The sequence below is a fragment of the Anabaenopsis arnoldii genome (assembly GCF_028331025.1).
Taxonomy (GTDB): domain Bacteria; phylum Cyanobacteriota; class Cyanobacteriia; order Cyanobacteriales; family Nostocaceae; genus Anabaenopsis; species Anabaenopsis arnoldii.
The window spans coordinates 1-21,679 of record NZ_JAQMUH010000069.1 but is presented as its reverse complement, the minus strand read 5'-3'; the positions used below and the strand labels follow the sequence as shown (position 1 = coordinate 21,679).

At 40.2% G+C, this 21,679-nt stretch carries 20 protein-coding genes; 16 read left to right on the top strand and 4 right to left on the bottom strand.

Translation table 11 applies throughout. From position 1 onward, the window contains the following. The 4 genes from PN457_RS05590 to PN457_RS05575 form a co-directional block, all read left to right on the top strand. Positions 1-123 (top strand): DUF4351 domain-containing protein (locus PN457_RS05590; protein ID WP_271731874.1); only part of this gene is annotated, 123 nt, incomplete at its 5' end. Positions 124-234: 111 nt separating this feature from the next. Further along, positions 235-1,068, top strand: coding sequence for an ABC transporter permease (locus PN457_RS05585; protein WP_271731873.1), 834 nt, complete (start codon positions 235-237; stop codon positions 1,066-1,068). A 159-nt stretch (positions 1,069-1,227) separates the two neighbouring features. Beyond that, entirely contained in the window at positions 1,228-2,484 is a 1,257-nt protein-coding gene (locus PN457_RS05580; protein ID WP_271731871.1) for an ABC transporter ATP-binding protein, read from the top strand. Between the two features lie 511 nt (positions 2,485-2,995). Further along, positions 2,996-6,619: an Ig-like domain-containing protein gene (locus tag PN457_RS05575; protein WP_271731870.1), complete on the top strand. Its 3,624-nt coding sequence runs from the start codon at positions 2,996-2,998 to the stop codon at positions 6,617-6,619. A 313-nt stretch (positions 6,620-6,932) separates the two neighbouring features. Here the strand turns inward: PN457_RS05575 and PN457_RS05570 are convergent, their stop codons facing one another. Beyond that, positions 6,933-7,169 (bottom strand): hypothetical protein, encoded by a 237-nt coding sequence (locus PN457_RS05570; RefSeq protein ID WP_271731869.1) that lies wholly within the window; start codon positions 7,167-7,169, stop codon positions 6,933-6,935. A 157-nt stretch (positions 7,170-7,326) separates the two neighbouring features. On the opposite strand from PN457_RS05570, the gene PN457_RS05565 reads away from it, so the two are divergent. From PN457_RS05565 to PN457_RS05530, 8 genes are all read left to right on the top strand, one after another. After that, complete coding sequence (locus PN457_RS05565; RefSeq protein WP_271731867.1) at positions 7,327-8,736, top strand: methyltransferase domain-containing protein; 1,410 nt, start codon at positions 7,327-7,329, stop codon at positions 8,734-8,736. Beyond that, the gene (locus PN457_RS05560) at positions 8,733-11,057 is read left to right on the top strand and encodes a glycosyltransferase family 4 protein (protein WP_271731866.1); all 2,325 of its coding nucleotides are present in this window, start codon (positions 8,733-8,735) and stop codon (positions 11,055-11,057) included. The genes PN457_RS05565 and PN457_RS05560 overlap by 4 nt, the downstream gene beginning before the upstream one ends. 35 nt (positions 11,058-11,092) lie before the next feature. Then, positions 11,093-12,250 carry a glycosyltransferase family 4 protein gene (locus PN457_RS05555; RefSeq protein ID WP_271731863.1) on the top strand — a complete coding sequence of 386 codons (1,158 nt, stop codon included), beginning with the start codon at positions 11,093-11,095 and terminating at the stop codon, positions 12,248-12,250. Between the two features lie 101 nt (positions 12,251-12,351). Further along, entirely contained in the window at positions 12,352-12,909 is a 558-nt protein-coding gene (locus PN457_RS05550) for a class I SAM-dependent methyltransferase (RefSeq protein WP_271731861.1), read from the top strand. Between the two features lie 21 nt (positions 12,910-12,930). After that, positions 12,931-13,617, top strand: coding sequence for a glycosyltransferase family 2 protein (locus tag PN457_RS05545; protein ID WP_271731859.1), 687 nt, complete (start codon positions 12,931-12,933; stop codon positions 13,615-13,617). A 97-nt stretch (positions 13,618-13,714) separates the two neighbouring features. After that, on the top strand, positions 13,715-15,535 hold the full coding sequence (locus PN457_RS05540) for a protein O-mannosyl-transferase family (RefSeq protein WP_271731857.1): 1,821 nt from the start codon (positions 13,715-13,717) through the stop codon (positions 15,533-15,535). 13 nt (positions 15,536-15,548) lie between these two features. Then, on the top strand, positions 15,549-15,917 hold the full coding sequence (locus PN457_RS05535; protein WP_271731856.1) for an EamA family transporter: 369 nt from the start codon (positions 15,549-15,551) through the stop codon (positions 15,915-15,917). Between the two features lie 28 nt (positions 15,918-15,945). After that, a complete protein-coding gene (locus tag PN457_RS05530; RefSeq protein WP_271731854.1) occupies positions 15,946-17,106 on the top strand; it encodes a glycosyltransferase family 4 protein in 1,161 nt (386 codons plus the stop codon). A gap of 80 nt (positions 17,107-17,186) precedes the next feature. Here the strand turns inward: PN457_RS05530 and PN457_RS05525 are convergent, their stop codons facing one another. From PN457_RS05525 to PN457_RS05515, 3 genes are read right to left on the bottom strand one after another with little or no spacing between them, the layout of a single operon-like run. Then, on the bottom strand, positions 17,187-17,510 hold the full coding sequence (locus PN457_RS05525; protein ID WP_271731853.1) for a YlcI/YnfO family protein: 324 nt from the start codon (positions 17,508-17,510) through the stop codon (positions 17,187-17,189). Position 17,511: 1 nt separating this feature from the next. After that, the gene (locus PN457_RS05520) at positions 17,512-17,763 is read right to left on the bottom strand and encodes a PIN domain-containing protein (protein ID WP_271731851.1); all 252 of its coding nucleotides are present in this window, start codon (positions 17,761-17,763) and stop codon (positions 17,512-17,514) included. Beyond that, a complete protein-coding gene (locus PN457_RS05515; protein WP_271731849.1) occupies positions 17,760-17,918 on the bottom strand; it encodes a hypothetical protein in 159 nt (52 codons plus the stop codon). Before PN457_RS05515 ends, PN457_RS05520 begins: the two co-directional genes overlap by 4 nt. Between PN457_RS05515 and rfbC the strand changes: the two genes are divergently transcribed. From rfbC to PN457_RS05495, 4 genes are read left to right on the top strand one after another with little or no spacing between them, the layout of a single operon-like run. Then, positions 17,902-18,447, top strand: a complete 546-nt coding sequence (gene rfbC, locus PN457_RS05510) for a dTDP-4-dehydrorhamnose 3,5-epimerase (protein WP_271731847.1) — start codon at positions 17,902-17,904, stop codon at positions 18,445-18,447. The genes PN457_RS05515 and rfbC overlap by 17 nt on opposite strands. After that, positions 18,440-19,333: a dTDP-4-dehydrorhamnose reductase gene (gene rfbD / locus PN457_RS05505; protein WP_271731846.1), complete on the top strand. Its 894-nt coding sequence runs from the start codon at positions 18,440-18,442 to the stop codon at positions 19,331-19,333. The genes rfbC and rfbD overlap by 8 nt, the downstream gene beginning before the upstream one ends. Then, positions 19,330-20,406, top strand: coding sequence for a glucose-1-phosphate thymidylyltransferase (locus PN457_RS05500; protein WP_271731845.1), 1,077 nt, complete (start codon positions 19,330-19,332; stop codon positions 20,404-20,406). Before rfbD ends, PN457_RS05500 begins: the two co-directional genes overlap by 4 nt. Positions 20,407-20,421: 15 nt before the next feature. Then, positions 20,422-21,396 carry a GDP-mannose 4,6-dehydratase gene (locus tag PN457_RS05495; protein ID WP_271731844.1) on the top strand — a complete coding sequence of 325 codons (975 nt, stop codon included), beginning with the start codon at positions 20,422-20,424 and terminating at the stop codon, positions 21,394-21,396. The last annotated feature ends 283 nt before the right edge of the window (positions 21,397-21,679 follow it).

Sequence of the window (21,679 nt, the reverse complement as noted above, 5' to 3'; positions counted from 1 at the left end):
TCCCCCCAGTGTGGATCACAGATACAGGGGTTATCTTTATCACAGATTGAGGCTTTGGGTGAGGACTTGCTAGACTTTACCACTGTGGCTGATTTGCAAATATGGTTACAGTCTCATCTGTAGTTTATTATTAGTCAGATAACCGATTTCTGATCAAAATCGGGTATCTTGGGCAGTATAATCAGAAAACGCTATCGGTAACCAGTTATGAGTAAGGATTAATTAGTGGGAATTATGGGATACCCAGGGAAGCTGAGGAGTATACTGCCAATAAATCAGCAGTTAAGGGCTAAGTTGGATTTACTCAGAACCCTAGTCAGGCGAGATTTAGAAGCGCGGTATAAGGGGTCAATCCTGGGGAATTTGTGGCCATTGGTAAATCAGCTTTCACAGTTACTGATTTATACTTACGTATTTGCCATTGTCCTGAGAGTCAAGTTAAGCCTGACGAGTCTCCCCGAAAATAATTTTACCTTCGGATTGTGGTTATTTGCGGGTTTGCTTCCCTGGATTGCTTTTTCTGGGGGACTCATCCAGTCCGCTGGTTGCGTGGTAGGACAACCAAATTTAGTTAAAAAGGTGGTTTTTCCCCTAGCTTTGTTACCCTTGGTGCCAATTTTATCTACCTTTATTGAAAGTTCTTTTGGTTTGATGGCGTTGATTGTATTTGTGGCTATCCAAACTCACACATTACATACTACCCTGGCGCTGTTACCTTTGGTTTGGTTAACCCAATTACTTTTAACCACCGGTTTGGGTTATTTAGCTGCGGGGTTGACGGTTTTTTTGCGTGATGTTCCCCAAACCCTGGGGGTAGTTTTAAATATCTGGTTGTATTTAACACCAATTATTTATCCCGCTACTTCAATTCCCGAAGGTTGGCGCAATTGGGTATTTTGGTTAAATCCCCTCACGTCCATCGCCGAGGTATATCGTGATTTAATTTTAGTGGGAGAGGTGCAACATTGGGGAGAATGGGGGGTTGCTAGTATAGTCGCCTTGATTATATTTGGTTTTGGGTTTACCGTTTATAAAAAGCTGCGTCCGGCTTTTGCTGATGTCCTGTAGCAAAGTTTTTACTAATATATCCTTTCTGTGTGTCTAATGAAGCACACACCAATTCCCTATTCCCTATTCCCTATTCCCTATTCCCTGTTCCCTGTTCCCTGTTCCCTCAAACTAAAAAACTTTGTACCTTACGACCATGGAAAATAATATAAGATAGATATGGGTGAGGAAATTGCCATTTCACTAAAGAACATCTCCAAGTCTTACAAGCGTTATCCTCGTCCAGTAGATAAGCTCAAGGAAATTTTACTACCCAATAAAAACTACGCCCAGGAATTTTGGGCGCTCCGGGATATTAACTTACAGGTTCCCCAGGGGGAAACCTTAGGAATTATTGGTCAAAATGGTTCTGGTAAAAGCACACTTTTACAAATTATCGCCGGAACCCTCACCCCAACTACAGGTGAAGTATTTGTTAATGGTAGGGTATCCGCCCTCCTTGAACTAGGTAGCGGGTTTAACCCAGAGTTTACTGGGAGACAAAACGTATTTTTTAACGGTCAAATTTTAGGCTTAAGTCGAGAAGAAATAACAGCTAAGTTTGATGATATAGCAGCTTTTGCGGAAATTGGGGATTTTATTGACCATCCTGTCAAGACTTATTCTAGTGGGATGGTGGTCAGGTTGGCTTTTGCGGTAGTCGCTCATACAGAACCGAGTATTTTGATAGTAGATGAAGCTTTAGCTGTGGGGGATGCAAAGTTTCAAGCTCGCTGTATGAAGCGAATTCGTCAACTCAAAGAACAGGGGGTAACTATATTATTTGTTTCCCATGATGCCAGTAGTGTGAAAATGTTATGTCATAGCGCTATGTTGATGAATTCTGGCAGAATGCTAGAAATAGGTACTCCTAATGATATAGTTAACCATTATATTGCCCTGTTAAGCACAGATGATCAGCCGGAAACCGAAACCAGAATCACCCAGAGCGCCCAATTAATTGACCAGCCTGATGATAGGATTCAAAATAATCACTATGATGGTTTAAGTAGGCATGGTAATCAGCTAGCAGTCATTCAAGAGGTAACTATTCTGGATGACCAGGGTGAAGCAGTCACCAAATTAGAGACGGGTAAGAGTTTTGAAATTAGTATATTAATCCTAGCTCAAGGGGAGCTTTCTGATTTAGTTGTTGGTATATCCTTAAGAAATCTCATGGGTTTAGTAATTTATGGTACTAACACCCACTTACAGCAGGTTAAATTACCGGATATTCCACAAAATCAACAATTACAAGTTGTGTTTCAAGTTCCCTGCTTAATGAATAAGGGGGTTTATACGATTACTGTGGGTATACATTCCGAAACAGGCGTAAGTTATGACTGGGTGGATGAACTGGTAGTTTTTGAAGTCCATAACGGTACTTCCTGTGATGGCTTGATAGATTTAAAATCTTGTATTAGGTTCAATCTTTAGGTAATTTTTATCTTAGGTAACAGGTAACAGGTAACGCCGGAAGGATTGGGGAACACACAAAAAACAATAAAATCCAGTCACCTTTCCCTGACAAGGGGAGGGTTAGGGAGGGGTCACATAATAGTTGATACACTAATCATGACTGATCAAACATCCTCTTAGAATGAACATTTTTATGTGAAATCTCTATTCTGCCTAGGTTTCGGGCATTTTTAACCCCTGACCATGGGCATAGGCATATGATCACGAGTCTTAAATTAATATACACCTTTAGGTAGATGACAACAAAAAGCCAAATTAAACATCTATCTAAAAGTAGATGACAAAAACAAGAGGAAATGCTATATCATAATTTGTGGCATAATGTTACACTCTGGCAACTTTTGAACCAAAGAAGTGTAAAATTGATAGCCAAATAATATGTATGTAACAGAACTTGCAGTCAATTTTCTGTTACAATTAGTGTGGTGTTGCGTTGTATCCAACCTTGAAGGAGTGAAAATCCCAAGTTATGACAGTAACTATTGATCAAATCCAAAGTTTATATATTGCTTTCCGTGGTAAAGCGGCAGATACCCTAGGTTTAGTTCAGGGGCTGGAACTAGGCAAAACCTTGACATTGGCACAATTGGCCTCAGGTTTTGCTAATTCACCAGAAATAAACAGTTTAACTACAGATCAATTTATTGACCGGGTTTACGCAAATTTTGCTCTGCAACCACCAGACATCGTTAGTCGAATTAATTTAACAGGGCGTTTAGGCGCAACACCAGATCCATCCAAACGATCTGAGTGGGTTCTGGAAACTTTACAGGGAATCCAGAATAGTCAGCTTCCCGCAGCAGAAACCCTGAGAACTAACATTGAAACTGCAAAAAATGACAGCTACGAGTTAGCTATTCAACAATTTTATGTAGCGTTACTGGGTCGGGCGGGAGAAGAAGGCGGTCTTCAAGGTGGAGTTGAGTTGTTGAAGGCTGGTACTCTATCCATTGCTCAACTTATTGATAGTGCTGCTAACTCCACGGAAGCACAAGGTAAATACACAACTAATGAGCAGTTTGTTAGTTTCGTATATCAAAATGCTTTTGGTCGGACAGCTTCAGCAGAGGATCTCAGTAGATGGACTGGAAGACTCAATACTGCCAGCAAAGGTGAGGTGTATCTAGAAATCCTGGGGAATGCAACTCAGGAAGACCTGAACAATTTTGACGGACGTGTTGATCAGTTAGTCGGCGGATCTCCCACTCCCGGTGGTGTCACCATTACAGACAATGTGGAGGGGACTGCTACCGGAAATATCACCTACACTTTCACCTTCCCTCAAGCAGTCACAGACTTTAACGCTGATGATGTTACAGTCACCAACGGGACTAAAGGAGCTTTCAACGCAGTTAGCGGTACTGAGTACACCTTAGTTGTTACACCTAATGCCAACTTTGAAGGTGATTTGACAGTGGCGGTGGAAGAGCAGAGAGTAGTTCAAGTAGTTGATACCAAAGCGCCCACAGTCACAGTTACTCCTGGTCTTAACAATACTCTCTACACCTTCAACTTCTCTGAAGCTGTAACTGGTTTTGCTGCTGAAGATATTACAGTCACCGGCGGTACAGCAGGAGCTTTCAACGAAGTCACCGCCGGTACTCAGTACACCTTAGCAGTTACTCCCACTGCAGGTGCCACACCCACCGTCAGTGTAATAGCCGGAGCCGCTGCTGATGCTGCTGGTAACCCAAGTATTGCCAGTGGTGCTTCGCCTGTTGATGCGCGACCAGAAGTTAGAATTGATGACGAGCGCTTAGAGAACGGCGACTTTCTTTTCACCTTTACTTTCACAGAAAATGTCGATGGCTTTGAAGCCGGCGATATCGGCATTACAAATGGTACAGCAGGAGCTTTCAATAAAGTTAGTGACAGTGTATACACTTTATCGGTAACTCCCAATGCTAGTGCATCAGAGGTGAGAGTAGCTGTACAAGAAGGCGTAGCTACCGATGCAACGGGTAATACGAATTTTGGGCAGGAAAGCACATTTGATACTCGCAGAACTTTTGTACTCACCAATGCACTCGATAATGTACGAGGTACCAGTGGTAATGACCTGTTTGTTGGTGACAACAGTGGTGGTGGTATTGGATTTTCTAGTAGTGTCCAAGCTGGAGACCAGATCAACGGTGGAGCTGGTACAGATACCTTCCAATATTACGGTGCCAATGGTACAGTCCCGACTTTAACCAGTGTTGAACGAGTTGAATTAATCGGATTGACTAATAATATTGACTTCACCCGTTTAGCTGGTAGCGGTATTCAGGAAGTAATCATTCAATCTAACCCAACAGTACCCAACGCGACAGTCCGAGGATTACAAGGGATTGAATTTGGTATTGAGGACGTTACTAATGACCCCAATATTACTGGCGATTTTGGTAATAATGCAACCACTGCTTCTGTCACCTTGACTGATTCTGAGTTGGCTGCACTTAACATCAACGGTAACCGAATCGCTACCCTCAACCTAGAAACAAACAGCACAGATGCGGATGGAATTAATGAAGTTGATACTTTAGCATTCATCCAAATAGATGCAGCCGGAGTAAATAACCTCAATGCGCTGAGAACCATTAATATTACTGGGGATGCTGACCTAACTGTTACCAACCCAATCGCTTTAAACGCTAATGCTCAGACAAGGGTTGAAGCCTCACAACACACTGGTGATTTAAACGGTGGTTTGGATGCAAACAATGATGTTTTACCCTTGATCCTTCAAGGTGGAAGCGTTGAATTTAATGGTGCTACTGGTAACAACACTGTCACGGTCAATAATGCTACTGGTCGTAGCATCTTAAGAGGTGGTCCCGAAGGTAATGATAGTGATGACCGTCTGACAGTAAATGGTAATGGCAATCATGAATTAATCGGTCGTGCTGGTGATGACACTCTCCAAGTAAATGGTAATGGCAATCACACATTAATCGGCGACGATGGCGATGACACTATTATCCTGGTAGGGAATGCACTAAATAACTGGGATGAAGATGATGTTATTAATGGTGGCAGTGGTACAGATACATTGGTATTGAGGAGTAATAACGCAAATATTGGCCTTGATGATACTGCTGTTAATACTGGCTTAGTTACTGCCGTCAATGATGCTGTTAGCATTGAAACCTTGCGATTAGAATCGAACCCTGGTAATTTGACCACAGCAACAGTAGACGCTAGTACAATCACCGGGATTAACAACTATGAATTGTTTGCAACAAACGTTAATCTCAGTGGTGCAGCTGCCGATGACAGATTTACCCTGGAAAGTCGAGGAGTAGTTGATGCTAATGACAACACAAGATTTATAAGAGCAGAACAAACTTTAAATCTTAGAGAAGCAGCACAAAGTGTTAACTTAACCTTAACAACTACTCCACAGAATCCTCCACTGAATCCTCCACCAACTGTTGTTACTGCAACCTTAAATATCACTTCCAACCTAGGTGCTGCTGCAGCGGGGACAAATAACATCACCCAAATAAGTAGTGATTCAACTGACTTAACCATTAATGTCACAGGTAACCGAGACCTGCAGATCGCTGCTCCTACCCTCACTGGAAACAATCCTACTGGAATAACAATTAATCCAGGTCAAGCTGGCTTTACTGCCAATTTAACAGCTACCGGTACTGCTGGTGCTGACATATTAACCGGTGGTACTGGTGCTGACACCTTAACCGGTGGCGCTGGTGATGACACCTTAACCGGTGGTGCTGGTGCTGACAGATTAACCGGTGGTGCTGGTGCTGACAGATTTGTTTATACTGCTGTTGCTGACTCCAATGCTGCAACTTTAACCGGTGCGGGTACAACATTCGATGTCATTACTGGCTTCACCCCAGGAACCGACAGAATTGTGTTGACGGGTCTAGGATTTAATGCACGAGCACAAGGTAACGCCCCCGCGAATTTAGCTGCTGTAGCAGGATTAAATATAGCTCCAGGTACTGTTAATTTCTTTACTCTTGGAAATAATACTTACATTGTGGGTGAGAGTAACGGTGGTAATAATGGTATTACCGGAGGTGACTTGTTCATTCAACTCACTGGTAACGTTGCTCTAACTGCAGCAGATTTCATTGTGTAGATGAATAGAAACATACCTTTTTCATAACTTTTTCTAGGGCATAATCAACTTATGCCCTTTTTTTTGTCAGAATTAGTACTCATATCCCCGACTTCTGACTATGATCTTGTTAGCTAGTGATAAATTTCCGTAGAAGTCGGGGATATTACCCAGCAGAGTCAACATCCGCGGTCAACACCCACAGCAGCCAGGGGTTAGAAACCCCTGTCTAATAGCTGAAGTCGGATAAATCCGACTGAGTGTTAATTCTCACAGTAAAAATAGGGTAAAAAATCATTGTTTAGAGTATTTTATCTTACCTACTAGTCCACTTTTAGTGGACTTTCGCTTTCAGACGGGGAATTAATTCCCCGGCTGGTTTATCACCAGCCCTGGTGCGATCTGTTTGCAGCAGCGCTTCGCGATCGCCCCTACCACGAAGGTGAGGGGTTAAGAGCTGCGATCGCCTACCCCTATAAGCAGTGGATCTGAAGGCAAAATTAAAATCTATGTTTTTTAGTTTTCCATAGCGATCGCGATCGGTGAGAATATTATAGTTAACTGCTGCCAAAATTTACCCAAAATTGCTGAAATTTTCCCCAGAAATGATACATTTAAACCACAGCTATCTTTAAGGGAGAGCTAGAACTAGTTTTTTTTGTAAACCATGTTAGTCACTGTTCATGTGATGATAGGATACATCTTAATTTAGTTAGATATGTTGAGCGATGATCGGAGAAAACAATCCCGAAATTAACGTTGATGAATTAATGGCCAAGATCCGCAATGAGGTGGCTAAACGCAAGGGTCAACCTCATCGAGTCATCAAATCATCTGACCCAGATACAAGTAATCTGACATTACACCTGAGTTATATTGAATCTTTCCTCAAAAATGCTGAGGATAGGGCATATACTCGCACCAAGTGGCCTGATAAACTCAACCGCTTTCCTTTTAATCTGAGCAAAAAGTTACAAAAAGCCACCTTAAAATTATTAAATTTTCTCTTCAAAGACCAAAGAGAAATAAATTTTAATTTGCTCCAAGCTCTCAGAGAATCTGTAGTTATCAACCAACAACTAATAGCAGAAATCTCCAGCTTAAAAACACAGCTTAATGAAAATTTACAGACAGTAGATACCCAACTACAAACCACCCATGAGCGCCTACAGACAGTAGATACTCAACTACAAACCACCCATGAGCGCCTACAGACGGTAGATACCCAACTACAAACCACCCATGAGCGTCTACAGACAGTAGATACCCAACTACAAACCACCCATGAGCGCCTACAGACAGTAGATACTCAACTACAAACCACCCATGAACATTATATCAGAAATGACAGCTATGTCAAAAATGATCTCATGCAGCAGCAGCGGTTAATAGGATTATTTTTAGAGGAAGCACGGCGACGATTACCCGCACCTTTTGATCAAGAACAGCTGCAAACCTTTGTCAATGAAGATGAACATTTGTTAGATGCTTTCTATGTGGCTTTTGAAGATTATTTGCGGGGTAGCCGTGAAGATATATTAAATAGATTAAAAGTATATTTACCTCTGATTTCCCAAGCCAATATTGGTACACCAGACGCGCCTATTTTAGATATAGGCTGTGGGCGGGGTGAATGGTTAGAATTACTCAGGGAATCTGGATATATATCTAAAGGTATAGATATCAATAGAGTGATGATAGAGCAATGTCAAGCCAGAGCTTTGGATGTTATAGCTGCAGATGCGATCGATTATTTACAAACTTTACCAGAAAACAGTTTGGGTGCCGTCACAGGATTTCATATTATTGAACATTTACCCTTTAAAGTATTGATGCGGTTATTTGCAGAAACAGTTAGGGTGCTGAAACCCCAGGGGTTAGTAATTTTTGAAACTCCCAATCCAGAGAACATTTTAGTAGGTAGCAATAATTTTTATTTAGATCCCACCCATCACCATCCATTACCTAGCGCCACAATTCAGTTTATCGCTGAAATATCTGGTTTCTGTAATATCCAAGTGATGAAATTACATCCATATCCAGAGAATCAACAAGTTAAAGGTGAAGATTTAGCCCAACGCTTTAATCATTACTTTTATGGTTGCCAAGATTATGCAATTGTAGGTTATAAATTATGATCTCAATAGCAATAGTTACACCTTGGTTTGGTAAGGAGTTAAAAGGAGGAGCAGAACAACAAGCTTGGCAAATTGCAACCCGTTTAGCGCAGCGAGGACATGAAATCGAGGTTTTGACAACCTGTTGTCAATCTTTTGCAGATGATTGGTCTGTAAATCATCTCAAACCAGGGTTAACTCAAGAACTAGGCATAAAAATTAGACGATTTCCTGTTAATTCTAGAAATAGCACTAGGTTTGATGTAGTTAACTCTGCGATGTTAAGTTTACCATCTTCCCATTTAAGAACAGGAGTTAGTCCAGTTGTTTTAGAGGATGCAGATGTCTTTGCTCAGGAAAATATTAATTCCACTGCTTTACTGAATTTTTTAAACAAACATCAAAATAACTATCACGCATTTATATTTATTCCCTATCTTTATGGTGTAATTTTAAATGGTTTACCTGTGGTGTCTAGTCGAGCATTTCTTCAGCCTTGTTTACATGATGAAGTTTATGCTTATTTACCACAGGTGGCTGAAATTTTTCACGCTGCGAAAGGGTTGTTATTTATTAGTGAAGGTGAAGCAGAATTAGCCAAACAGTTATATGGTCCGGGAATTATCCCCAAAAGTATAGTTGCAGGTGCTGGCATAGAATTAGAACCTCATGATAATACACCAACTATTGAAATTAAAAATTTTTACCCACAACCAGAAAAATATATTCTGTGTTTAGGTCGCAGAGATGTAACCAAAAATACTGATTTATTAGTGAGGGCTTATAGTGATTTTAAGCAAAAGCATTTAGATTCTCATTTGAAATTAGTTATTGTTGGGCCTGGTAATCCATCTTTTCTCAAGTCCATAGAAGGATTAATAGATTTAGGTCTAGTCACGGAAAATCAAAAAGCGACATTATTAGCTAATTGTTTAGCTTTATTTCAACCGAGCCAAAACGAAAGTTATTCCCGGGTGATTATGGAGGCTTGGTTCTATGGTAAGCCCGTAGCGGCTCATAGTAGTTGCTTGGCTACTGCAATGGCAGTAAAATCTGCTAAAGGTGGTTTGCTAGCAGCAACAGAAATAGAATGGTCAGAATTATTTGCTGAATTTGACCAATTAGACAAGGACACAATCACAAGATACGGCATCAATGGTCAAAAATATGCCCAAGAAAATGCTGTTTGGGATCGGGTCATAGAACGTTATGAATTGGTATTGGGTTTATCTCCACAATCCCCACCGCTGATCAATAACCTCAGTTCAGGAAAGCTGAAAGAAATCCACCAACTACTACCTAATTTAGCCTATGGTGATGCTATTTCTAATCATGCTTTAGCAATTAGAGATTATTTACGTAAGTGCGGCTATGAATCCAAGATTTTTGTCAAATATTTAGATGACCGAGTTGCTCAGGAAGCTAAAGTATTTCAACCCCATGCTATTAGTCAAACAGCAGGTTTAATCTATCATCATTCTATCGGTACCGAACTGACAGATTATGCGATCGCTCACCGGAATGTCAAATGTTTAATCTATCACAATATCACCCCCGCTGAGTTCTTTTTACCTTATCGACCAGACTTTGCCCAGATTCTGAGCAAAGGTCGTGGGGAACTCCCACAACTAGCCCAGTATTTTCCCCTTTCCTTAGGAGATTCTGCTTATAATGCTGGGGAACTTTTAGCATCTGGTTTTAGTAACCCCGGTGTATTACCCATAGCAGTAGACCCCAGTAAATGGGATATGGCTGCAGATGTGGAATTAATGGAACACCTGCAAGATGGTAAAACAAATTTATTATTTGTGGGTCGTTTAGCCCCCAATAAATGTCAAGATGATTTACTAACAGCCTTTGACCATTACCTGACCATGGATCAACAGGCCAGACTCATTTTAGTAGGACAAGGAGACCCCAACGATCCATACTATCGACATTTACTCAACACCATAGACAAGCTGAGGCTCAGAGAGTTTGTCATGCTTCCAGGTCAAGTCAATGATGCCCAACTATTGGCATTTTATCGCACAGCCCACCTGTTTTGGTCAATGAGTGAACATGAAGGTTTTTGTGTACCCTTAATTGAGGCTATGTGGTTTGATATTCCCATTTTGGCTTACGCCAGCACTGCTGTACCAGAAACCTTGGGAGAGGGGGGTATACTTTTCACCACCAAGGAGGACTTAATTACAGTGGCTGCTCTTGCTAAGATTCTGGTGGGCGATCGGGGTTTAAGAGCAAAAGTAATCAATGCTCAACGCCGGCGTATAAATGATTTTTCCTTGGATAATGTCCATCAAAAAATCAGTGAAATGGCTATGAGAATGTCAGATATGTAATATTTGTATAAAACTTATCCATATCAGGAGTTATAATGAGGGTTGCTTTTGTGGTGCAAAGGTGTGGATTAGAGGTAAATGGCGGTTCAGAAACTCTCTGTCTTCAAGTAGCCCAGAAAATGTCTCATTACTGGGAAACAGAAATACTGACAACCTGTGCATTAGACTATATTCAATGGCAAAATTACTATCCACCGGGAGTTACTGAAATTTCCGGTGTGACGGTGCGACGCTTCCAGGTAGCTCCCACCAGAGACATCGAAAAATTTAATTATTTGTCTGCAGAGATTTCTCATCATTTGTTAACAGCTACCCTTGAGGAGCAAGAAACCTGGATGCAAGCCCAAGGGCCAGTGTCTCCCGACTTAATTACTTACGTTCAAAAACACAAAGATGAATATGATGCCTTTATTTTCTTTACTTATTTATATGCCACCACCTATTTAATTTTGCCATTAGTGGCAGAGAAAGCCTACTTAGTTCCCTGCGCCCATGATGAATGGCCTATTTACCTAAGTATGTGGGAAAATTTCTTTAAAAAACCACAGGGCTTTATTTTTAACACCCCAGAAGAAAGGGATTTTTTAGTAACTCGTTTTCCCCGGGTCAGTTTCAGCGGACCAATTGCGGGGGTAGCGGTAAACCCAGCGCTTACCCTGAATGCAGAAGGATTTCGGCACAAACACAATCTACATGAACCCTTTTTACTGTATGCTGGCAGAATAGACCAATCTAAGGGATGTGACCAACTTTTTGATTATTTCACCCTATTGCGAAACCAGGAATCAGGTTTAAGAAAGTTGGTTTTGTTAGGTAAGGCCGCAATGCCAATTCCCCAACATCCAGATATTATCTCATTGGGTTTTGTAGATGAACAAACCAAGTGGGATGCTTTAGCAGCTTGCGATTTACTAGTCATGTCCTCACCCTATGAGAGCCTTTCTATTGTCTTGTTAGAGGCTTGGGCAGTAGGTAAACCTGTATTAGTTAATGGTAGATGTGATGTATTAGTGGGGCAATGTCGCCGGTCTAATGGTGGGGTTTGGTATACTAATCCAGAGGAGTTTCAAGTTGCAATTGAAACAATAAACGAGTCTGTAAGAAATCAATTAGGTAGGCAAGGAAAATTATTTGTAGAAAGAAATTATATATGGACTAAGATTGAAGAAAAATATTTAAAACTACTGGAATAAGCAAAAATTTTATACTCTTTATTCTGCTATAATCCTAAATTAGCATTTTCCAATTTTAAGACGGTAGTTGAGAGGTTATTTCACTTTTTAACAAATCAAATATGAGCGAGGCACTTTTAGAACCCATACTAAGACGACTAAGACTGTGGAGAGTCCAGCCCCATATTCCCAAAAACTCCCTACTCTTGGATATAGGCTGTGGCACTAAAGCGACTTTTTTAAAAGCTATTGCGCCCCATATCAAACAAGGTTTTGGTGTTGACTTTAAAGTCAAGGACTTGCAAATGGGTAATATTCAAACCAAACAACTAAGGTTTGAGAACCATTTACCCTTTGCAGATGAAAGTTTTGAAGTAGTCACCATGCTTGCAGTTTTAGAACACATTGAGCAAGAGAGGGAGATATTACAAGAAATTTACCGAGTGCTGATTCCAGGAGGCAAATTAATCTTAACAGTACCATCAGTTTGGTCACAACCTGTTTTGGAGTTTTTAGCTTATCGGCTAAAAATTGTCAGTGCTGCCGAAATTCGAGATCACAAAAGATACTATAACCGCCAGAAACTACACAGGGTTTTAGTTAATCTGACCAACTTTGAAAACTTTCATCATCAATACTTTCAGTTAGGAATGAACAATTTTTGTACAGTTGTTAAATAAAGTTTTAAGTCAAGTAAATTTATGAAATTATCTGTTGTAATTCCCTGTTATAACGAACTCGGCACAATTGGCCAAGTAATAGAAGCAGTCAAAGCCTCTCCTGTGGAAAGCATAGAAATCATTATCGTTGACGACTATTCTACAGATGGCACCAGACAATTATTACAGTCTCAATTAGAATCAGAAGTAGATCAAGTTATTTATCACCATAAAAATCAGGGAAAAGGCGCAGCTTTAAGAACAGGATTTACCGCCGCCACAGGAGATATTGTCATTGTTCAAGATGCTGATTTAGAATACGATCCCCAAGAATATCCTTTAATGATTCAGCCGATTGTATCAGGAAAAGCTGATGTAGTTTTCGGTTCTCGTTTTCAAGGTGGTAGACCTCATAGAGTAGTCTATTATTGGCACAGGGTTGGTAATGGTTTTTTAACAATGCTATCCAATATGTTTACTAACATTAACCTGACAGACATGGAAACTTGTTATAAAGCCTTCCGCCGGGAAATAATTCAATCTATACGCATAAAAGAAAATAGATTTGGCTTTGAACCAGAAATTACAGCCAAGGTAGCCAAGATAGGATGTCGCATTTATGAAGTGGGTATTTCCTATTATGGTCGGACTTACAAAGAAGGAAAGAAGATTGGTTGGAAAGATGGATTTAGGGCGATTTATTGTATATTCAAATATAATCTATTTTAGAGCCTATTAACAATAAAATATAACTATAGTCATCCTATTTGAGTTGAAAAATTATCAGTGAGGAAAGGGAACAGGGAACAGGGAACAGAAATTGTTCATGAATCATTTAGAATTGCTATATAACATGATTACCGTACTAGAAACAATTTTCTTATTTGTTTTTTCTCTCCTAGTTTATCTTGCTAATGGAGCCACCATAAGTTCTGGTGATACAGCTCCTAATACTTTGTTAGCTTTTAATTTGTTAGAAAACCATACCCTACATTTAGATGCTTTCAAAGAAAGCTATCTTTGTACTGTAAGTTATGGTAGTTGTTACTTTTTTGCAGAAGCAAACAATGGACATTTAACTTCTGCCTATCCCATAGGAACAGCCATTGTAACTTTTCCCCTGTATGTAATTTTTTATGTATATTTAAAACTGACAGAATATCTCTCAGTTCCTATAGATTTAACATCTGTAAGTTTTGAAGTTCATAGATTATTTTTTGAAAAACTAGCAGCGTCAATTACTACAGCTTTCACAGTCTCTATTTTCTATTTATCTCTGAGATTAAAGTTTAAGCGAGGGTTATCTTTAGTAACTACCTTTATATTTGCCTTTGCTACAAATACATGGATGACAAGTTCTCAAGGACTATGGCAGCACGGAATCTCTAATTTAGCACTTGTAAGTATTATATTTTGTTTACTAAAAGCTAATAGAGCCAAAAAACACCATCGGAATAAGTGGTTAATATTAGCAGGTATAGCTTGTGGACTTCTTCCTGGTATTCGTCCTACAAGTGCAGTATATACCATAGGAGCGATTATATACTCAGTGTTTACCTATCGGCGGCAAGCTATTTTCCTATTTTCCGGCTTAATTACAGCAGTTCCCTCTATTGTATGGAACCTATACTACTTTAATAATCTCGTTGGTGGTTACTCAAGTTCACATCTTTTTTCAGAATCACCTTATAGCTTGAATAATTTCATCGAGTCATCACTAGGAACCCTAATTAGTCCTGGGAGGGGACTGTTAATCTTCTCTCCTATCCTTGTCTATTCATTATTGGGAGCCTATCAAATTTGTCAACGCAAGTATGATCAGGATGACTTGATAGGATGTATGTCAGTCGCTGGATTTATATTACTTTTCAGTTATTTTTTGTATCGTTTTTGGTGGGCTGGTCATAGCTACGGACCTAGATTTATGACTGATATTTTACCTATTTTTTGCTATTTAATTAGCTATTATCTTGTTAATATATTTCCGAAAGTATTACCCAATTATAAAATTATCAGCTTGAAGTTATTTATATTTATAACTTTGGGTTTATTTTCCACCTTGGTTCAAATTGCCGGAGCTTTTGGTTATAATCCAGGTGTTTTATGGAATGCTATTCCTTTGAATGTAGATTTGTACCATCATAGACTTTGGGATATAAAAGATAGTCAAATAGAAAGAAATATGAGAGCATCCTTAAATGAAATTATTAAGCCAAACTTTGACAATGCAACTTATATACAGGGTCTTGATGGGGTGATTCAAAAAATTACAGATGAGCAGGATCAGCCCATACAGTCACTAATATCAGTCCCACCTGGTTATGTGCAAGTATTTAAAGCTAATCTTAAAAATACAGGTGTATCCAGATGGGTTGGTTATAAGTCTGCTGTAGTAATAGGAGAAACACGGATAAGGGGACGTTTCCTAGATGAAAAAAATAATCTAATTAGTGAGCTGAGAATGTTTGTTTCTGGAAATCCCAGAACCAATGAGTTGGTCAACGCCATTGGGTCAATTAATTTTCCTCCAGAGCCAGGAAAGTATAAACTAAATTTTGACTTAATAGCAGAAGGTGTGAGCGAGTTCCCTAAAATTAATGACAAGTCACTTTATGTGATAAATGTAGATGTGATCAAGCCCAAATAATTAGGAGATTGCCTTGACCCCACAAGAATTTAGTTTATTATTAATATCAGTTTTAACAAGTGTAGCTGGTCAGTTTTTCTTAAAAGCTGGCGCACTTAAATTAGGCAAAGTCAATCTAAACAATACCATTAGCCATATTTTCAGTATCATTACCATCCCGGAACTGCTAATCGGGTTGACCTGTTATGGTTTAGGTGCTGTAGCTTACATACTCTTATTAACCAGAGTGAATTTAAGTGTTGCTGGCCCTTCCATAGCATTAGTGTATGTGTTTTCAGTGTTGTTGGGTTACTTGATTTTTAAAGAAACAATTCCTCTCACTCGTCTAATAGGTTTGAGTTCTATTATCGCTGGAGTGATTTTAGTAGTTTGGCAAAAATGACCGATTAAGATAAAATTTGATAATTTTTATGGTGAAAATCCTCATTGATGCTACCCCAGTAGAACCCCAACCGAGGGGGATTGGGTTTTATGTAGCTAATTTAATATCTGCTCTGAGTGCAATACAAACAGCAGATAATTTTGAGTTAGGAATAGTTTATCAACCAGGTTTAAAAAATTGGTTACGGGGTGATTTGCGCCTTCCTGATGCTTTGAAACATTACCCCCATGGTCATGTATTCCCCTTACCTGTAAGACTATCAAATTTACTCTTAGCTTCAGAGTTTAAACCTGGTTTATCTTACTGGGAAAAATATTTTGACTCTCCAGATATCTTACATGGTACTAATTACTCAGTCTATCCTTGTCAAAATAGCCTCAAGGTAATGAATATATATGATTTGACATTTATCAAATATCCTCAGTATGTAGATGCAGTAGTCAAAACATATACAGAAAGAGTACGGCGCTGTTTACAGTGGACAGATTTAGTACTAACAATTTCCGAAAGCTCTAAACAAGATATTATCGAATATTTGCACGTAGCACCAGAAAAAATTTATGTAACTCCCTTAGCTAGTCGCTATCATCCATCCTTCTTAGAACCAGCAAATATTCAAGAATTAGAAACAAAAATTAAATATGATTTTTCTCAACCTTATATTTTGTTTGTCAGCACCATAGAACCCAGGAAAAACATTGAGAACATCATTACTGCATTTAATTTATTAAACCAAAAATATCAAATTCCTCATCAATTAGTCTTAATAGGTAAAAAAGGATGGAACTACAAGCCAATATTTGCAGCGATTGAAAATTCACCTTGGCAAAACAAAATTCACCATTTAGAATACCTCAATAACCAATTAGTAGGATTATTTTACTCCCAAGCTGATGTATTTGTTTATCCATCCCATTATGAAGGATTCGGTTTACCTGTCTTAGAAGCAATGACTTTAGGCGCACCTGTGGTCACTGCTAACACTTCCTCCCTCCCAGAAGTTGCAGGAGATGCAGCTATATTCATTGACCCCAATGACCCCATGCAATTAGCTACAGGGATTTTAGAAGTAATTAGTAATTCTGATTTACGCCAACAATTAATTAATAAAGGTCGAGACAGAGCCAAATTATTTTCCTGGGAAATAACAGCAAAACAAACATTAAAGGCTTATAGGAGTATTATTTGATCAATATCCCAAGAATTAAAGTCATAAGAGTAGCGATCGCCTGTGGGATAGTTGTCAGCCAAAAATTCTGTGCTCAAAATCTAGGCTTTGCTCGCTATCTTCTGTCGGAGTTTAGAGATAATATCGGCGCTTAGTTCATTTTCTGGTTCTACCACTTCCCTTGTGTCTAGTGAGAGTTTTACCTCTTCGGGGGTCGCCTGACCCAAATCATTGAGCAGTTTTTGGAATGAAATACTCTGCTGTTCAACGGTCTGAGCGGAAACGGGTTCAACGACATAATTTTGGGAAACTTGTCGTGTTAGGGCATAGACGATGTATTGATTTAGGGATACGCCCTCTTGGGAGGCTTGATAACTGAGTTGTTGATGGAGGCTTTCGGGTAAGCGTAGGGTGAGACGGCTCATTTTATTGATCTCCTGTCAGTTTCAGAATGAGTTCGACGGGGGACAGAACAGTTAAACCTAGGAACTGTTTTGCCCATAGTTTGCGGGTCAAAACATCTTGGTACTCATAGGCGATCGCTGTGGAAATATGAACGATAAATAATTCTCCTAACCAAGCTTCGATGATCAGCCCTGATGCGCCCCCCTGTTTGGTTAAGCCTTCTAAAACGATGTTGGTGTCGATAACCAGATGTAATGGGGCTTGCTCTGTCATGACACTACTATAGCACTGCATTCGGTGTCATTAACTGATATCTGGCGATCGCCAAAAATCTTTTGCATAATGGGGTTAAGAGTTAGAGAAATATTATGTGCTAAATTACTAGTGCTAACATCGGTATAAGCAACACCTGTGAAAGTTACACCCACTGAAATTCCTGAGGTTCATCTCATCGAACCGCAAGTATTTGCTGACTCGCGGGGTTTTTTCTGGGAATCATACAATCAGCAAAAATTTACTGAGCAATTAGGTATTACTGTCAACTTCGTCCAAGATAACCATTCTGGTTCCCAGCAGAACGTCCTGCGGGGACTGCACTATCAAATTATTCAACCCCAAGGTAAATTAGTCCGCGCTGTGGTGGGTACCATCTTTGATGTCGCTGTAGATATTAGAAAAAGTTCCCCCACCTGCGGAAAATGGGTAGGTTATGAACTCAGCGCGGAGAATAAACACCAAATGTGGATACCACCGGGCTTTGCTCACGGTTTTCTCGTGCTGTCAGCAACGGCAGAAGTTATATATAAAACTACAGATTATTACTGTCCTCAAGGCGATCGCACCATTAGCTGGGATGATCCAGATTTAGGGATTGACTGGCCTATCAAAGCTAAACCTATTTTATCAGATAAAGATACTCAAGGTCAAGCATTTAGAACAGCACAAATCTATGAATAAATCAATCTTACTACTGGGTAGTAAAGGTCAAGTTGGTCAAGAAATCGAAAACATTCTTGCACCCCATCACAAAATTATTCCCCTAGCACGTCCCAACATTGATTTAACTCAAACCGATCGCTTGGCGCAAATTATTAGAGATATCCAACCCCAAATCATTATTAACGCCGCCGCTTACACTGCTGTAGACAAAGCCGAAACCGAACCGGAATTAGCCACAGCCATCAATGCAACAGCGCCGGAAATTATCGCCACAGAAAGCAAAAAACTGGGTTGTTTCCTGATTCACCTGTCTACAGATTATGTCTTTGATGGTCAACAAACTCGCCCATATCAAGAAAATGATCTAACTAACCCCCTAAATATTTACGGTCAAACCAAACTAGCGGGGGAAAGAGCAATTCAACAAACCCACCCCCATCATATTATCCTGCGGACAGCTTGGGTTTATGGCAGTTTTGGTAAAAGTAACTTTGTCAAAACCATGCTGCGACTGGGTAAAGAACGCCCAGAAATTGGTGTAGTTACAGACCAAATTGGTAGTCCCACATGGGCGCGAGATATTGCGCAGGCGATCGCCCAGATCATACCCCAGTGCACACCAAAAATTGCCGGCACTTACCACTATACCAATAGTGGCGTGATTAGCTGGTATGATTTCGCCCTCGCAATTTTTGCAGAAGCCCAACAACTAGGTTTTCCCATCACACCACCCAAAGTCATCCCCATCACCACCGCCGAATATCCCACCTTAGCCCGTCGCCCAGCTTATCCTGTCCTAGCTTGTGGGAAAATATCAGAAGTTTTAGGGACTTACCCGCCCCATTGGCGACAAAGACTCAGACTCATGCTCACAGACTGGCGCTCTCAATCCAAATCACTATGAAAGCACTGATTCTCTCTGGCGGTAAAGGTACACGCCTACGCCCACTCACTTATACAGGTGCAAAACAACTCGTACCCGTTGCCAACAGACCCATTTTATGGTATGGCATTCAAGAAATGGTTGCCGCGGGTATCACTGATATTGGTATCATTATCAGCCCTGAAACCGGAGCAGAAGTAAAAAATAAAACCGGAGATGGTCAACGTTTTGGCGCTAACATCACCTATATTTTACAAGACCAACCCGCCGGATTAGCTCATGCGGTCAAAGTCGCCCGTACCTTTCTAGCAGATTCACCCTTTATCATGTACTTGGGTGACAACCTCATTCAACCAGGAGACTTAAGTTACTTTCTACAAAAATTTACGCAACAACAACCAGAAGCATTAATTCTACTGCGGGAAGTTGTCAACCCTAGTGCTTTTGGTGTTGCTAAAGTAGACCACACAGGGCAAGTATTAGAACTAATTGAAAAACCCAAAGTTCCCCCATCAAATTTAGCATTAGTCGGGGTTTATTTCTTTTCCCCCATTATTCATGACGCGATTAATCGCATCCAACCATCAAACAGAGGCGAATTAGAAATCACCGATGCGATTCAATGTTTAATTGACCACAAAAAACAAGTCATAGCCTGTAACCTAGATGGTTGGTGGCTAGATACTGGGAAAAAAGATGATTTACTAGAAGCTAACCGTTTAATTCTCGATACTTATTTAAAAGCATCTAATTTAGGTGACGTTGACAGCAAAAGTCAGATTATTGGGCGAGTAGAAATTGGGACTAATTCCCAAATTATTAACTGTACAATTCGCGGACCAGTAGTGATTGGCAAAAATTGTTACTTAGAAAACTGCTTTATTGGCCCCTATAGCAGCATTGCTGATCACACCAAGCTCATTGATACTGATTTGGAGCATAGTGTAATTTTAGAAGGTGCTAAAATTATCGGCATTAATCAGCGTATCATTGATAGCGTCATTGGACAACGCGCCCAATTAACAGTTGCGCCTCGTCGTCCTAAAGCCTTACGGTTTTTGATTGGTGATGATTCTCAAATTGAACTCATATAATTTACTTTATTAACAATGACTACCAAAAAAGCCCTCATCACCGGACTCACTGGACAAGATGGTTCCTATCTGGCCGAAATTCTCTTAACCAAAGGTTATCAAGTATTCGGACTAGTCCGTCGTTCCAGCACCAGCAACCTAGAACGTATTAGCCACCTGGGAGATAATGTAGAGATTGTCTCCGGTGACCTCCTCGATCAATCTTCCTTAATGGATGTAATTACCGATTCACAACCAGATGAGATTTACAACCTTGCATCTCAAAGCTACGTCCCCCTTTCTTGGACTCAACCAGCTTTGACAGCTGAATATACAGCTTTAGGAGTTTCCCGTATCTTAGAATCTATTCGCCGCTGCAAACCAGATGTAAGATTTTACCAAGCCTCTAGCAGTGAAGTTTTTGGTCAACCTGATGAGTCACCCCAAACCGAACGCACCGCTTTTCGTCCCCGTAACCCCTACGGTGTGGCCAAAGCTTACGCCCACTGGATGACTGTTAACTATCGGCAAAAATACGACCTTTACGCCTGTTGTGGTATTACTTATACTCACGAATCACCACGACGGGGTACAGAATTTGTATTTCGTAAAATTACCCACGCCGTCGCCCAAATTAAACTGGGTTTGGCAAATGAACTAAAATTAGGTAATTTAGATGCCCGTCGTGATTGGTGCTACGCTAAAGATGCTGTTTATGCCATGTGGTTGATGTTGCAGCAACAACAGCCGGAAGATTATATTATTGCCAGTGGTGAAACTCATTCTGTGAGAGAATTAGTCGAATCTGCTTTTAACAGCGTTGGTCTCAATTGGCAAGATCATGTGACAGTTGACCCCGCTTTTTACCGTCCTGATGAACCAGTGCAGTTAGTTGGTGCTGTGGATAAAATTAAAACTGAGTTAGGTTGGCAACCTGAATATAATTTCACACAACTGGTAGAATTAATGGTTGATTATGACCTGAAAAAATTGCGGGATAGCCTCGATTAACAGCATCATGTATTGGGTTGATGAACCACAGATGAACATAATCTGTAGGTGTTTATCCTCACCTATCCTAAGAGGTTGTTTTAAAAGGTATGATTAGTTTATCAAATATTGTTTTCCCCCCACCCTCCCCATTCCCTTCACAAGGGAATGGGACTTGATTTTGTTTCTTCCGGTGTGTTCCCTGTTCCCTGTTCCCTGTTCCCTGTTCCCCTAATCCCTGTTCCCTGTTCCCTGTTCCCCTAATCCCTAATCCCTGTTCCCTGTTCCCCTAATCCCTAATCCC

Bases quoted from the DNA above. Each gene is read 5' to 3' on its own strand.
- PN457_RS05495 (WP_271731844.1), top strand. From the start codon at position 20,422: ATGACTACCAAAAAAGCCCTCATCACCGGACTCACTGGACAAGATGGT.
- PN457_RS05555 (WP_271731863.1), top strand. From the start codon at position 11,093: ATGAGGGTTGCTTTTGTGGTGCAAAGGTGTGGATTAGAGGTAAATGGC.
- PN457_RS05540 (WP_271731857.1), top strand. From the start codon at position 13,715: ATGAATCATTTAGAATTGCTATATAACATGATTACCGTACTAGAAACA.
- rfbD (WP_271731846.1), top strand. From the start codon at position 18,440: ATGAATAAATCAATCTTACTACTGGGTAGTAAAGGTCAAGTTGGTCAA.
- PN457_RS05580 (WP_271731871.1), top strand. From the start codon at position 1,228: ATGGGTGAGGAAATTGCCATTTCACTAAAGAACATCTCCAAGTCTTAC.
- PN457_RS05545 (WP_271731859.1), top strand. From the start codon at position 12,931: ATGAAATTATCTGTTGTAATTCCCTGTTATAACGAACTCGGCACAATT.
- PN457_RS05565 (WP_271731867.1), top strand. From the start codon at position 7,327: ATGATCGGAGAAAACAATCCCGAAATTAACGTTGATGAATTAATGGCC.
- PN457_RS05575 (WP_271731870.1), top strand. From the start codon at position 2,996: ATGACAGTAACTATTGATCAAATCCAAAGTTTATATATTGCTTTCCGT.
- PN457_RS05525 (WP_271731853.1), bottom strand. From the start codon at position 17,510: ATGAGCCGTCTCACCCTACGCTTACCCGAAAGCCTCCATCAACAACTC.
- PN457_RS05530 (WP_271731854.1), top strand. From the start codon at position 15,946: ATGGTGAAAATCCTCATTGATGCTACCCCAGTAGAACCCCAACCGAGG.
- PN457_RS05550 (WP_271731861.1), top strand. From the start codon at position 12,352: ATGAGCGAGGCACTTTTAGAACCCATACTAAGACGACTAAGACTGTGG.
- PN457_RS05500 (WP_271731845.1), top strand. From the start codon at position 19,330: ATGAAAGCACTGATTCTCTCTGGCGGTAAAGGTACACGCCTACGCCCA.
- PN457_RS05560 (WP_271731866.1), top strand. From the start codon at position 8,733: ATGATCTCAATAGCAATAGTTACACCTTGGTTTGGTAAGGAGTTAAAA.
- PN457_RS05520 (WP_271731851.1), bottom strand. From the start codon at position 17,763: ATGACAGAGCAAGCCCCATTACATCTGGTTATCGACACCAACATCGTT.
- PN457_RS05585 (WP_271731873.1), top strand. From the start codon at position 235: ATGGGATACCCAGGGAAGCTGAGGAGTATACTGCCAATAAATCAGCAG.